Origin of the sequence: Prochlorococcus marinus str. AS9601 (genome assembly GCF_000015645.1) — a bacterium.
GTDB lineage: Bacteria > Cyanobacteriota > Cyanobacteriia > PCC-6307 > Cyanobiaceae > Prochlorococcus_A > Prochlorococcus_A marinus_O.
The window spans coordinates 1-14,495 of the sequence record NC_008816.1 but is presented as its reverse complement, the minus strand read 5'-3'; the positions used below and the strand labels follow the sequence as shown (position 1 = coordinate 14,495).

11 protein-coding genes are annotated in these 14,495 nt (G+C 29.6%); 3 read left to right on the top strand and 8 right to left on the bottom strand.

The genetic code is table 11. The annotated features are described in order from the left end of the window. Window positions 1-30 precede the first annotated feature (30 nt). From A9601_RS09165 to A9601_RS09150, 4 genes are all read right to left on the bottom strand, one after another. Window positions 31-1,374, bottom strand: a complete 1,344-nt coding sequence (locus tag A9601_RS09165; RefSeq protein WP_011817488.1) for a PP2C family protein-serine/threonine phosphatase — start codon at window positions 1,372-1,374, stop codon at window positions 31-33. Window positions 1,375-1,441: 67 nt separating this feature from the next. Continuing rightward, window positions 1,442-2,731: a signal recognition particle-docking protein FtsY gene (gene ftsY, locus A9601_RS09160; RefSeq protein WP_011817487.1), complete on the bottom strand. Its 1,290-nt coding sequence runs from the start codon at window positions 2,729-2,731 to the stop codon at window positions 1,442-1,444. A 58-nt stretch (window positions 2,732-2,789) separates the two neighbouring features. Further along, entirely contained in the window at window positions 2,790-3,416 is a 627-nt protein-coding gene (gene nusB, locus A9601_RS09155) for a transcription antitermination factor NusB (RefSeq protein ID WP_011817486.1), read from the bottom strand. A 3-nt stretch (window positions 3,417-3,419) separates the two neighbouring features. Next, entirely contained in the window at window positions 3,420-4,154 is a 735-nt protein-coding gene (locus A9601_RS09150) for a DUF502 domain-containing protein (protein WP_011817485.1), read from the bottom strand. Between the two features lie 125 nt (window positions 4,155-4,279). Between A9601_RS09150 and queG the strand changes: the two genes are divergently transcribed. From queG to A9601_RS09135, 3 genes are all read left to right on the top strand, one after another. Then, window positions 4,280-5,236 carry a tRNA epoxyqueuosine(34) reductase QueG gene (gene queG / locus A9601_RS09145; RefSeq protein ID WP_011817484.1) on the top strand — a complete coding sequence of 319 codons (957 nt, stop codon included), beginning with the start codon at window positions 4,280-4,282 and terminating at the stop codon, window positions 5,234-5,236. Next, the gene (locus A9601_RS09140; RefSeq protein ID WP_011817483.1) at window positions 5,233-6,096 is read left to right on the top strand and encodes a tetratricopeptide repeat protein; all 864 of its coding nucleotides are present in this window, start codon (window positions 5,233-5,235) and stop codon (window positions 6,094-6,096) included. Before queG ends, A9601_RS09140 begins: the two co-directional genes overlap by 4 nt. Before the next feature lie 76 nt (window positions 6,097-6,172). Further along, complete coding sequence (locus tag A9601_RS09135) at window positions 6,173-8,614, top strand: DNA gyrase/topoisomerase IV subunit A (RefSeq protein ID WP_011817482.1); 2,442 nt, start codon at window positions 6,173-6,175, stop codon at window positions 8,612-8,614. Here the strand turns inward: A9601_RS09135 and purF are convergent. From purF to dnaN, 4 genes are read right to left on the bottom strand one after another with little or no spacing between them, the layout of a single operon-like run. Beyond that, a complete protein-coding gene (gene purF, locus A9601_RS09130; RefSeq protein ID WP_011817481.1) occupies window positions 8,611-10,071 on the bottom strand; it encodes an amidophosphoribosyltransferase in 1,461 nt (486 codons plus the stop codon). The two genes, A9601_RS09135 and purF, sit on opposite strands and share 4 nt — an antisense overlap. Before the next feature lie 47 nt (window positions 10,072-10,118). Next, entirely contained in the window at window positions 10,119-12,458 is a 2,340-nt protein-coding gene (gene purL / locus A9601_RS09125) for a phosphoribosylformylglycinamidine synthase subunit PurL (protein WP_011817480.1), read from the bottom strand. Between the two features lie 3 nt (window positions 12,459-12,461). Further along, window positions 12,462-13,169, bottom strand: coding sequence for a PRC-barrel domain-containing protein (locus A9601_RS09115; protein WP_011817479.1), 708 nt, complete (start codon window positions 13,167-13,169; stop codon window positions 12,462-12,464). A gap of 1 nt (window position 13,170) precedes the next feature. Beyond that, window positions 13,171-14,328, bottom strand: coding sequence for a DNA polymerase III subunit beta (dnaN, locus tag A9601_RS09110; RefSeq protein ID WP_011817478.1), 1,158 nt, complete (start codon window positions 14,326-14,328; stop codon window positions 13,171-13,173). Window positions 14,329-14,495: the final 167 nt, after the last annotated feature.

Sequence of the window (14,495 nt, the reverse complement as noted above, 5' to 3'; positions counted from 1 at the left end):
AGCATTTTTTTATGTGTGTGACAAAAATATCTATTTCAATTGAAAAATAACCATCGAGGCGTCATCTTCCAAGTGTCTATTTTGTCCAGTAAAATCATCTAACTTTTTAAATATTTTATTTAAAATTTCTTGGGATGAATATGATTGCTTGCAAAATTTTGTAAGCGTTTTAATTAACCTTTCCTCGTCAAATCTTTGCCCTAAGGAATTAGAAGTATCTATTACTCCATCTGTGTAATAGAGAACTAAATCATTTTGATTAAGCTTTATTTCACCACATTGGTATTCTGCATCTTTTTGTAGTCCAAGTACAAATCCTTCTGCATCTAATTTAATAATTTTCTGATCTGAACTTTTCCAAAGCAGAGGAGGATTATGTGCTGCATTAGCGAATCTCAATTTTCTAGTTCTAGGGTCATAATCTGAGTAAAATAAAGTCACAAATCTATGTGATTGATCTAAATCATTTATTGCTAGTTGATTCAAATCATGCAAAATTCTATCTGGAGGCAGACCTGTAAGAACCTCAGCGCGTAGCATTCCTCTCAACATCGTCATTAAAAGGCCAGCCGGAATCCCTTTACCCATGACATCACCTATAACAAAAGCCCATCTTGATTTTTCTTTTCTTTTTTCAGAGATATTCGTCTTCAAGCACATAAAATCATAGTAATCCCCTCCGAGCTGAAGAGCTGGTCTACAATGAGCTGCTAAATCTATACCATGGATAATTGGGCAATAATCCGGAAGTAATTGAGATTGAATTTCAGCACCAGTGGAGATTTCTCTATCTACGTTTTCATGCTTTTTCTTTGTTTTTAATAAATAGTGATTTTCTAATCCAACAGCTAGACAATTTTCAATAAAATTAAAATTACTATCTTCAGTAATCGACTGTATATAAATATCTTTGCTAAAAATATAAATAAATCCTCTACATTTACCTCTAGATATTATTTTTTTTGTTTCAATTTTATATTCTTTAAAATTATTTTTTAAAGCATTTTCAAAAGTTAAAATTTCTTTTATTTTAAAATTTTTTGAAAAATGAAATTGATTCAAAAATTTATTGATTTCTTTTTGAATTGTTAAATATTTATCATTAACAGAAATTTTTATATTTTCATTCCATATATCACCCTCATAATTTAAAGGAATAATTAAAATTATATTCTCAGAAAAAATATGTTTAAAAATTAAAGAAATATAATCTAATAATTTATTTATGTTGGAAAACGATTTTAAATAATATGCTAGTGAAGATGCAATTTCAGCAAATTTATATTTATTTTTTAAAATTTCTGTAGATTCGTTTTCTAAAAAATTTTTAATAAATTTGTTCGAAAATATTTTTTCTTTTTGATAGTTTGTCAAAACAAATCTAATAGATAAATATGTTTTAACATTAAATTTTAATTTTTTAAAAAAATTAATTAAATATTTATTTATCTGCGAGCATAGCCTCTACAAATTCATAACTATTAAAAGGTCTCAAATCTTTTATACCTTCACCAGCTCCAATAAACCTTATAGGCAAATTTACTTCTTCCGATACAGCTAAAGATACTCCTCCTCTAGAAGTCCCATCTAATTTAGTAATAATTGCTCCACTTAAATCTGCTGATTTAGCAAAACTTTTTGCTTGCTTTAAGCCATTTTGACCCTGACTTGCATCTAATACTAATAATGATTCAACAATTGCATCTGGAACCTTTTTATCAATAATTTTTTTTATTTTCGCTAATTCATCCATCAAATTATTTTTTGTTTGCAATCTACCCGCTGTATCAACAAGTAATAAATCAACATTTCTTTTTTTTGCAGAATTAATTGCGTCAAAAACTACAGCGGCTGGATCAGCATTTTTTGATTGATTAGATATAACGTCAACATTACTTCTATCTCCCCATACTTTAAGTTGTTCAACTGCAGCCGCTCTAAAAGTATCAGCAGCAGCTATCAAAGTTTTATAATTACTTTTGGATGACAAATATGCTAATTTTCCTAATGTAGTAGTTTTGCCAACACCATTAACACCTACTAATAACCAAACATTTAACTTACCCTTTTGGGGAACTAGAAGATCAGTACCGGAATTTTTTATTGGTTTATCAATAATTAATTTTAATTCCTTCTTCAAGAATTTTATTCCTGCTTCTCCTCCCACAACTTCCTCGTTTAATTTTGTTCTGAGAGAACTTATAACTTTATCGGTTGAATCAATCCCTACATCAGCCCTTATTAATAAAGTCTCTAAATCATCAAGAGATTCCGGAGTAAGAGGATCGTCTCCCAATTTGTCCAATAATTCAGTGACAAATCCTTTTCGGGTTTCTTCTAATCCTCTCCGTAATTTAGTTAACCAATCAATTTCATCAATCGATATTTGATTTATTTTTTTTCCTTGAGCAGCTAATACCATTGCAGACCAAGTAAAATTGTCATCAAATTCTCCTAATTCAGTTTCAGGAGTATTTTTAGACTGTCCTAGAGTATTTTCTTTATTAACAATTTCAACCAATTCTTGTTTTTGCTCTTCTTGTTTCTGTAATTCTTGTTTTTGCTCTTCCTGTTTCTGTAATTCTTGTTTTTGCTCTTCCTGTTTCTGTAATTCTTGTTTTTGCTCTTCCTGTTTCTGTAATTCTTGCTTTTGCTCTTCCTGTTTCTTTTTTAAAAGAGCATAAGCTTGAGCAGCCCACTCTCGAGAATTATCAGGATTAGTATTTGTCATTATTATCTATAATTCGTAATTAAAATTTTTAAACAATATATATATTTATATCAAATAATTATGACAATGAAATTGTTTGTAATCTCCTTAAAACGCCATTAATAAATTTTCTTCCTTTCAAATCACTATATTTATTAGCTAAATTAACAGCCTCATCACAAGCAACAGCGACAGGAGTATTCAAAAAATTGATGTCAACATAAGCTAAACGCAAAATATCCCTATCAATTCGTGGTAATCTTTTTAATCTCCAACCATCCATGACTTGATCGATATCAGAATCAATACTTTTAAGGTTATTTATTATATTACAAATCCTTTGATTCACATCCTCTCTAATATCTATTTGACCGCTAGAAATAATTAATTTGGGAAAATCTAAAGTTACTGAAAGTGTATTCATTACATTTTCAATTTTTGTCAGAGATTTTTTTAACTCATCTCTAACATTTGAATAAGAAGAATCAACACCTTCTTGCAATTCACTATCTAATATTTTTTGTGAGGCATTTTCCAACTCTGACTCGCAATTATCTAACTCCTCTCTGCAATGGTTTATCAGTGAATCAATTGCGGATTCAATAATTTCTTCTATCTGAAATTTATTTAGTTTAAAATCACCTTTATCTTTTATCAGGCCAAGAGAAATTAAAGACAATTCTCTAGAAAGGGATCTATTGTGCATCAATTAAGAAGAAGTATTAGTGGAAGCTCGTAATTGAGAAAACAATTTTGAAAATGTTGGATTTGTAGTATTATTTTTCTCATCTGGATTTACTATCCCCGCAGAAATTATTGTTCTAAAAGCATCTTCAACAGAAATATCCAAATCCTTAACAGAAGATTCAGGGACGAGTGTATACCATCCCGTAGTTGGGTTTGGTGCTGTAGGTATAAAAACACTAAGTAACTTTTCTTCCAATTCTGGCTGTAGAGAAGGTCCTACATCTCCAGTTACAAAGCCTACACTATAAAGTCCCTCACGAGGATATTCAACTAAAACTACTCTTCTAAATCTATTAGATTTATTACTTAAGAAAGTTTCCAGCAATTGTTTAAGAGTTTTATAAACTGCTCCTGCTACTGGAATTTTTGATAAAGTGCCCTCTCCAAATTCTAATAGCCATCGCCCTACAAAATTTCTCGCCATCAAACCTATTAGCAAAATCGCTAATAGAGGAACAGTTAACCCTAGTGTAAGATTAATTAAATCTTGTAATAAGGGATTTAGCGTAATAAATGGATTTAGTTGCTTTGGGACTGAAGTAACTAAGGTTAAAACAAATTTACTAACTAATGATGAAAGCCAGATTGTTGTTGCTAAGGGTATTACCACTAAAAGCCCTGCAATAAGATCATTTTTGAGATCTTGTTGAAGCCTAGATCCTAGATTAGAATCTTGATTTTGATTAGATTCAACCAAAATAACGTTTTAACTATATTAACTTTACTAATAATTTAACTGTTTTTACTAAGTTAGGATATATTTTTCTTAAATATATCTATTTTATTTATAAGTTTATTCTGCAAAAAGAACTTTTAAAAGAAATGATTGATACGATTCAAGAAAAAAAAGAAATAAGTAAAAAATTAAAAGAAAGAGCTATTTTTGAAGGTTTTTCAGTTGCCGGAATAGCTTCATTACCAGGAAGTTCACGCGTAAAATTAAGAACCAATGCATTAGAAAGATGGTTATCAAATAACTATCATGCTGAAATGAAATGGATGGAAGCAGAAAAAAGAAAAAATATAGGCTCACTTTTTAAAGATGCAAAAAGTGTTTTAAGCGTTGGATTTACTTACATTAATTCACAAAACAGCAACAATAATTTCCTTAAGGTAGCTAAATTTAGTCAAGGTGAGGATTATCATAAAGTAATTCACAAAAAATTAAAGAATATTGGTAAATGGATCGACCTAGAAATTCCTAATTGCAAATGGAAAATATGTGTTGATACCTCTCCGCTTCTTGAAAAAGCATGGGCAGAGGAAGCAGGGATTGGTTGGATAGGTAAAAATAGTAATCTAATAAGCAAAAAAAATGGTTCTTGGTTTACTTTGGGGTTCATGATTCTAACAAAAGATTTAATGCCAGATAAACCTCATGAATCACTTTGTGGAAAATGTGATATTTGTATTGAACATTGTCCCACAAAGGCAATCGTAGAACCATTTGTAATACAATCAGATCTTTGCATTGCGTATCACACAATAGAAAGCAGAGATAAAACTATTCCAAAGAAAATAGAAAAAAATTTAGGTGGATGGGTTGCAGGATGCGATATTTGTCAAGATGTTTGTCCATGGAATAAATCAGTGCCACACAACAATAATCATGAAACTACGCCAAAAGAATGGATTAAAAATCTTACTAGTGAGTCCCTCAAGTGGGAGGATAAAACGTGGCAAGAAAATCTTAAAGGAACTACTTTAAAAAGAATTAAACCATGGATGTGGAGAAGAAACATTCAAGCAAATATAAGTAATAAGAAAATTAAAAAATGAAGAAGTTTTTAAAAAAAACAATCTGGATATTCTTGATCTCTTTTTACTTTTTTCAAATAGAAATAGTTCGAGCAATAATTCCCTATTATTATTTCCCAACAATAAAAAATTTACAAAAACAAAGTTTATATATTGGCAAAAATGCATATCAACTACTATATTTTGGTCAATATGAAGACAGCCTTAACTTAGCCAAATTAGCAGTAAAAATAAATTCAAAAGATGAAAAACTATGGTTGATTTTGGCTGAAGCACAAATAGCTAACAAAAAATACAAAAACGCGTTAAATTCTCTAAATAAAGCTGAACAGATCAATTCAAGTATAAGCGAAATATATTTTGCTAAAAGTAATGTTTATCTAAAAATTTCACAACGAACAAAAGCAAAGAGTGCTTTAGAAAAAGGAATAAAGATTGAGCCTAATAATCACAAAGCTATTTTTCAATTAGGAAATATTTTATTAATGGAAAAAAATTATTTGGAAGCTATCAAATTGTTTGATAAATCTATAAAAATCAAACCTGATTTCTGGCAAGCAATCAATAATCAAGGTTTAGCTTATTTCGAGAGAAACAACATAAATCTCTCAATCAAACTTTTTGAAAATGCAATCTCAATTGAGGAAAATGCTGAACCATTACTAGGCCTAGCATCATGTATAAATATCCACAATAATAAATTAGCAATTCAACTAGCAAAAAAAGCTTTGAGTAAAGATCCCAAATATGTCAATTATGATTATAGAAAAGAACAGTTATGGGGAGAAAAATTACAAGCCAGCACAGAAATTCTTTTACAAAATGAACAATTAAAAAAAGATGTAATACTGGCAAAATCCAAAATAAATCAATCATCTTAATGTTCAATACTGGTAATTATTGTTTTACCTATTAGTCTTAATTTAGTTAGTTCATAATTTTAAATTTTGCGCTCTAATGGATAAGAAAAATTTCACTTCCATATCACTTCAAGAAGAAATGCAACGTTCTTATTTGGAGTATGCAATGAGCGTAATAGTTGGACGTGCTTTGCCTGATGCAAGAGACGGTCTTAAACCTGTACAAAGAAGAATCATATTTGCAATGTACGAATTAGGTTTAACTCCTGATAAACCATTTAGGAAGTGTGCAAGAGTTGTTGGAGATGTACTTGGAAAGTACCATCCTCACGGAGATCAAGCGGTATATGATGCATTAGTAAAACTAGTACAAAATTTTTCAACTAAGTATCCTACTCTTGACGGTCATGGAAATTTTGGATCTATCGATAATGATCCGCCGGCAGCAATGAGATATACTGAGACCAGATTAGCTCCAATAGCTCATAAAGGATTTCTTGAAGAAATTGGATCAGAAACAGTAAACTTTTCAAATAACTTTGACGGTTCTCAAAAAGAACCAGATGTTCTTCCAGCCCAACTTCCATTTTTATTATTGAACGGCTCAACAGGTATTGCTGTTGGCATGGCAACAAATATTCCGCCTCACAACCTAGGTGAAATTGTTGATGGCTTAGTTACCTTAGTTAAAAATAAAGATATTAGTGATAAAAAACTTTTTAACATTATCAAAGGACCTGATTTTCCTACAGGAGGAGAATTAATTTATAGTCGTGCAATAGAAGAACTTTATCAAACTGGAAAAGGATCCATAACGATAAGAGGGGTTATAAATACGGAAGAGGTAAATTTGGGCAAAGGGAAACATAAAAAGAATGCAATAATCATTAAGGAACTTCCTTACCAAATTAATAAAGCAGGTTGGATTGAAAAACTCGCAGAACTTGTAAATGCAGGCAAAATTATTGGAATTTCTGATATTAGGGATGAAAGCGACAGAGATGGAATGAGAATTGTAATAGAACTAAAAAAAGATTCTAATTCTGAACTTGTTATTTCTAATTTATATAAAAAAACAACTCTACAAACAAACTTTGGCGCAATATTCTTAGCTTTAATTAAAGGGAAGCCTGTACAACTAAATCTTAAAAAATATCTTAACTATTTTCTTGAATTTAGAGAAGAAACAATTAGAAAAAGAACTTTTTATTTTCTAAAAAACACCCTTGATAAACTAGAAATATCAGAAGGTTTATCTAAAGCTACAAAAGACATAAAAAAAGTTATCGCAATTATTGAAGAATCAGAAAATTCTGTGCAGGCTAGATCAAAATTAGTAGAAAAATTTTTTTTAAGTGAAAAACAGGCAAATTCAGTTTTAGATATGCCACTAAAAAAATTAACAAATCTAGAAAAAAATCAAATTGATAATGAAATAAAAAATTTAGCAGAAAAAAAGAATTATTTTCAAAAATTATTGAACGAAAGAGAATTATTACTTAAATTACTCATAGAAGAATTATTAATATTAAAGAAAAAATATAATGTTATACGTAAAACAAAAATAATTAAAAATTTAAATCAAAATGAAGAATTAGAAACTCTTAATAATCAGATATTAGAAGACTTTATAAATAAAAAAACAAAATTATACATAGACAATAGACTTTATTTAAAAAGGATGATTTTAAGTAATTACAAGAAATCATTTGAGGGTGTAAATAAAATTATAGATAATAAAAATATTCAAAAATTTATATGTAATATTGAAAAAAATACAAAATTAATAGGAATCACAAATACGGGAAGAGTATTTAACATTGATTGGGAATCAAGTATTAATAAAGACTATAAATTAGATAATAAAATTCTTGGAAATATTCATCCAAGTGAAATAATAAATTTTCATTCAATTAAAAAAGAAACTAGAAATTATTTATGCATATTAAATTCGGATGGAAGATTTAAAAAAGTTTTATTTGATAAAGATATGATTAAAAGCAATAGATCTTTCACTATTACAAAATTAAAAAATAATTTAAAAACAGTTGATTCTTTTATTTCTAATGAAAGCAAAAATTTAATAATATTAACCTCAATAGGAAGAATTTTTAAATTTAATTTATCAAATAAATTTCTAACGGCAACTTCTAAACAATCCAAAGGATTAATAATTGCAAAGCTTTTACCAACTGAAAAAATCGTTTCCTGTTGTACATTTCATGATGGAGAAAATATTTTTTTAATTTCTAAACAAGGAAAAATCTTCTGCATAAATAGTAATGAAATTTACTGCTCAAATGAATACAGTTTGGGATATTTGAACGAAAAAACCCAACTTAAAAACGATTACTTCCTAAAAATAATGGCAAGCAACCATTACCTTGATATTGAAACTAATAAAAATAAATCTGCAAGATTAGACTTAAATAAAATAAATTTCAAATCCAATAAATCAAACTTTTTAATTGATTTTTTAAAAATAGATAATGATGAATACCTTGAAAATTGTTTCCGACTTGAAAACTTTCTCAACTAAGATTTATATTCATTTTCAACCCAATTTAAGTATTCTTGATTTACTGTTCCAGTTACATAATCACCAGTGAAACAACTCATCTCTAAACCTTTAATAGGAGAATCACTAATTATAGATTTACGCAAACTTTCAACACTTTGATAAACAAGATTATCAATTTCAAGTTTATCGGCGATTTCACTTATTGTCCTATTATGTGCTATTAATTCATCTCTATTAGGCATATTAATTCCATAAACGTGAGGATAACGAACAGGAGGAGCTGCTGATGTAAAAAAAACTTTGTTTGCTCCTGCATCTTTAGCCATCTGCACAATTTCTTTTGAAGTAGTACCTCTTACTATCGAGTCATCAACAATTAATACATTTTTATTTTTAAACTCTGCACTCATAGCATTTAATTTTTGCCTTACAGATTTCTTACGTTTCTGCTGACCAGGCATTATAAATGTTCTGCCAACATATCTATTTTTAAAAAAACCTTCCCTATATTCTATCCCTAACTGTCTTGCAACTTGCATTGCCGCAGGTCGAGAAGAATCAGGAATAGGCATAACTACATCAATATCTCCAGAATTAATTGTTTCTTTTATTGTTTCTGCTAAATAATCTCCCATCTTTAAACGAGCTTTATAAACGGAAATTCCATTCATAATTGAATCTGGCCTTGCTAAGTAAACATATTCAAAAGCACAGGGAAATAGCATGGGATTATCAGAACATTGCTTAGAGAAAAACTCCCCATCAAGATTTATAAAAACAGCTTCTCCTGGATCTACATCTCTCACTACTTGATAATCATTATTCTCAAGTACTAAAGATTCGCTTGCAACCATCCATTCTTCTTTTTTTGTGGTTAAGGAAAGTCTTTTCCCTATGACTAAAGGCCTTATCCCAAAAGGATCTCTAAATGCCAATAAACCATGTCCTGAAATTAATGCAATTGAAGCATATGATCCCTGAATTCTTTTATGTAAAGATTTGACCGCACTAAAAATAATATCAGGTTCTAATTCTTGATTATGAATTTGTTCTTGTAATTCTGTCGCAAATACATTTAACAACATTTCAGTATCACTTGAAGAATTTGTATGCCGCTTGTCCACATTAAATAACTGTTTTTCTAAATCTCTGGTATTAGTCAAATTTCCGTTATGTATCAAAACAATTCCATAAGGAGCATTAACATAAAAAGGCTGTGCTTCTTCTACACTTTCTGCTGATCCCTTAGTTGCATACCTAACATGACCCAATCCAATTTTGCCAATTAAATTCCTCATATCTCTAGTTCTATAAGCAGTATTAACCTGACCTTTAACCTTATGTATATGGAAAACAGTATTTTCCATTGTTGCTATCCCTGTTGAGTCTTGACCTCTATGCTGCAGAAGCAAAAGACTATCGTAAATTTGTTGATTTACATCATTCGAAGAAACGATTCCAACTATTCCGCACATAACTTAATATTTTAAAATGATAAATAGTTGAGAAATATTTTTCATATTTAAAAGTAATCTGAAATACTATTATTAAATTTTTCGGTTAATTCCTCAACCCTAATATTGCAAATATTTTTTTCGTTGATTTTTATCTTCAGCGTATCACTAGATACGTATCCTATTTTTTTTACATAAACACTTGATGGAAAATTTATTTGATTTTGTTTTAAATAATTAAACCATTCATTTTGTTTCATTTTACTAATTGAAAAAATAATTCTTGACCCCCCTTCGGCAAATAATAAATTATCAACTCTATTTAAATCTTTCTCTAATTCTATAGTTGCACCCCTTGCGGACAAAATACAAGACTCTGCTAAAGCTATAGCTAAACCTCCGTCACTTATATCGTGAGAAGAAACTACAAGACTGTTTAAAATCGCATTTCTTAAAAAACTCTGACAAAACTTTTCATCCGACAAATCTATTTTTGGAGGCCGACCTGTAATTTCTCCATGAAAATATTCCAAATAAGAACTAGCTGCAGTTGTCGTATCTGATTTATAAGAACCAATTAACCAGATTTGATCTTCAATATTTTTCCATTCACTACTTATAGCTTTTTCGACATTATCTATCTTTCCAACCATTCCAATAACAGGAGTAGGATTAATAGGAGTAATTAGATTATCTTTATTTTTTGATTCATTATATAAAGATACATTACCTCCTGTAACAGGAGTTTCTAAAGCTTTACAGGCTTCAGCAATTCCATTACATGAAGATGAGAGTTGCCAATATCCTATTTCATTCTCAGGAGAAGAAAAATTTAAATTATTTGTAATTGCTACTGGTTCAGCACCAACACAACTAACATTTCTAGCTGATTCTGCTACAGCAGCGATAGATCCTCTAAAAGGATCAAGCGCAACCCATCTACTATTACAATCAACTGAAGCAGCAACACCAGAAAATACTTTATTTTTACTTTTTTTATTTTGTTCCCTTAGTCTTACTACAGCTGCATCTGATTTTCCAGGTGTAAATACTGTATTTGCTTGTACTTGAGAGTCATATTGTTTATAAATCCATCTTTTAGAAGCTATTGATGGATTAGAGAGTAGCTTTAAAATGATTTCTGAAAAAGAAAATTTTTTATTTTCCTTCAATGAAAATATTTTTTGCTCGTTAATTTCTGGTAAATCATTTTCTTTCCATTCCCATTTATTTAAAAGATCGTCGGGTGGATTATTAATCACATTGTGAAAATTTACAGGAGTATCATCAGATAAGGCAGAAGTAGGTATTTGGGCCACAATATTACCTTTATGAGAAATAATTACCTCATTAGTTCCTATAACTTCACCAATAACACTGGCATATAATCCCCATTTATTAAATTTTTCAATAAGATCACTAATTTTTTCTTCCTTAACCACAAACAACATTCTTTCTTGCGATTCAGATAATAAATATTGATATGAAGACATATCATCTTCTCTAGAAGGGACCAAATCTAAATCAATAGATATCCCTAAATTTCCATTTGCGGCCATTTCTGCGCTACTGCATGTTAAACCTGCAGCACCCATATCTTGAGCTGCAATTACATCCCCTGTCTTGAAAGCATCCAAACAAGCTTCAATAAGACTTTTCTCAATAAATGGATCACCTACCTGAACTGCAGGTCGATCATCCAATGAAGTTGTAGTTAATTCTGAACTAGCAAAACTAGCACCTCCAACACCGTCTCTGCCAGTTGTATTACCAACATATAATACTGGTGATCCTACATTTTTAGCTCCAGAACAAACGATTTCCTCGGTCTCTAAAAGTCCTAAAGCCATGACATTCACTAGAGGATTTCCAGAGTAACTATCATCGAAGTCAATTTCACCTCCAACAGTAGGCACCCCTACACAATTTCCATAATGTGCAATACCCGATACAACTCCTCGTAGTAAATCAACATTTGATGATTTATCAAGGTTACCAAATCTCAATGAATTCAACACTGCTATTGGCCTTGCACCCATTGTAAATATATCTCTTAAAATTCCTCCTACACCTGTTGCTGCGCCTTGAAAAGGTTCAATAGCAGATGGATGATTATGACTTTCTATTTTAAAAACAAGTTTTTGATTATTTCCAACATCAATAACGCCAGCATTTTCTCCAGGTCCAACTAAAACATTTTTACCTTTAGTAGGAAACTTAGATAGTAAAGGTTTTGAATTTCTATAACAACAATGTTCAGACCACATAACGCCAAACATGCCTAATTCCGTTCTATTAGGTTTTCTCTTTAATCTTTTGCAAATTTCTTCGTAATCATTAAGTGTTAAATTTTCAACTTTTAATGCTTCATTAAGATCAAATAGATCATTATTTTCATGATTTATCATTATTTATATCCAAGGGTCATCTTCTTTTTTTTCACTAAACTCTCTAGAGGTTCTGTCGTTATTATAAAAACTTTTTTGTTTAAAATCTAAATTTTCGCTTATATCTTCATCTTCTTCAAGCCATTCCTCTAATCTATTAGAAGCAATATTTTTCATATCATCAAATCTATCAAAAATTTTTTTCCCTTTTTGCATAAATTCATTTTTAATACTTGATTTTATTAAAGATAAATCATCTAACGAATTGCTTTTACAAAATACCAATCCCGGTTGTTGATCATTGATATTATCAATAGTTAATTTCCATCTACTAGAACCTGGAATCTTAGGGTTAGATCTAGAAACTAAGTAATACTTAATGTTTCCCGTTTTCATTTCAAATAGAAAATCTGCAATGACTCCTATTTTTGATCCATTTATATTTATAAGATTAGCTTCTATTAAAGTTGGGAACCTATTTAAAGTTGCTAAATCCGAAATAGCTGGATCACCTTTGACATAAATTTCATTATCTATTATTTGAGTAATTTGATTTAATCGCCAAACATTTCTTTTTAAATCAAAATTTGAAGGACGAGAGTACCATCCTAAAATTCGATGAACTGGAGGATGCATCCAAACATTTTCACCATTTCCATAATTAAGGACCATATTGCCCTTAACAATATAATTTAATAATTCACTTAATAAAATTTCTTTAGGTAATTTCAAGTTAAGAACGAACCTGCACTGGCATAACTAGATACGTAAAAGAATTGAGATTATCTTCTGGTACAAAAACAGCTGGAGTAGTTGCAATATTACACTTTAAAAGTACATTTTCAGAGGCAATAACTTTTAAACCTTCTAACAAATATCTTACATTAAATGCAATATCAAAATTTTCTCCTGAATAAGAAACAGGTATTGATTCATTTGCATTTCCAATATCTTGAGCATCTGCGCTGATTGAAGCTAAATCTGTATCATCTAATTTAATCTTTACAACACTACTTTGCTGATCTGCCAAAACAGCAATTCTTTCTAATGAATCAATTAATTTTTTTGTATTAAAATTTATAATTTTAGAAAAAGAATCAGGAATTAATTGTGAATAATTAGGATAAGTACCTTCTAAAGTTCTCGTAGTAATTATTTGATTAGAAGATATAAATACTACTTGACCTTTGTCATAGAAAAGCTTAATTGAATTTTCTGAGCTTCTCAAAGATACTAGTTTTTCAATTTCTCTTAATGATCTAGTTGGGATAGTTACCGATAAATCATCAACATTTGAAGATAAGTTTTCTTTATTTTCAATTTGTTCTTCCTTACCAATTAAGGCAACAGCCAATCTATGGCCATCTGTAGAAGCAGACTCTAAATAATTTGGTTTGAAAGTAAAATTGACACCTGTGAGTAGTTGCTTTGAATCATCATTACTACTGGCAAAAATGGTAGATTTTAAAGCCTTTAAAAAAGAACTAGGCTCAATATTCAAAGAAGTACCGCTTTCAACAAATGGCAAATTAGGATATTCATCAGAGGGTATCCCTTTTAGATTAAAAGAACCTCTATCACTTTTTATTAGAATATTATCTGAATTTTCGTCTACTTCTAGAGAAACAGGAGTTTCATTAGGTAGTTTGTTTACTATTTCTGATAAAAGTTTTGAGGGTATAGTGATAGCTCCACTATTTTTGACAGTTCCATCAAAAGAAGTTTGAATTCCTAAATTTAAGTCAAATCCTGTGACACTAATTTTATTAGTTCCTTCGTCAGCTGTTAAAAGTATGTTTGCAAGAATTGGATGCGTTGGCCTTGAAGCAACTGCCTTGCTTACTAGTTGTATAGCATTATTTAATTCATTTTGATTACAAATAATTTCCATCAGAATTTGGAACTTTTTACAAATACAATATACTTTTATCGTAAATTAAATTCAATAAATTTATTTTTGCTCTTTTTCTAAAATATAAATAAAAAAATAAATAAAAGTTTAGTAGTAGTAGTTCTTGTGGAAACTGTGGAATTCTTTATTTAAACAGTTTAACTATT

Bases quoted from the DNA above. Each gene is read 5' to 3' on its own strand.
- A9601_RS09135 (WP_011817482.1), top strand. From the start codon at position 6,173: ATGGATAAGAAAAATTTCACTTCCATATCACTTCAAGAAGAAATGCAA.
- ftsY (WP_011817487.1), bottom strand. From the start codon at position 2,731: ATGACAAATACTAATCCTGATAATTCTCGAGAGTGGGCTGCTCAAGCT.
- purL (WP_011817480.1), bottom strand. From the start codon at position 12,458: ATGATAAATCATGAAAATAATGATCTATTTGATCTTAATGAAGCATTA.
- dnaN (WP_011817478.1), bottom strand. From the start codon at position 14,328: ATGGAAATTATTTGTAATCAAAATGAATTAAATAATGCTATACAACTA.
- purF (WP_011817481.1), bottom strand. From the start codon at position 10,071: ATGTGCGGAATAGTTGGAATCGTTTCTTCGAATGATGTAAATCAACAA.
- queG (WP_011817484.1), top strand. From the start codon at position 4,280: ATGATTGATACGATTCAAGAAAAAAAAGAAATAAGTAAAAAATTAAAA.
- A9601_RS09140 (WP_011817483.1), top strand. From the start codon at position 5,233: ATGAAGAAGTTTTTAAAAAAAACAATCTGGATATTCTTGATCTCTTTT.
- nusB (WP_011817486.1), bottom strand. From the start codon at position 3,416: ATGCACAATAGATCCCTTTCTAGAGAATTGTCTTTAATTTCTCTTGGC.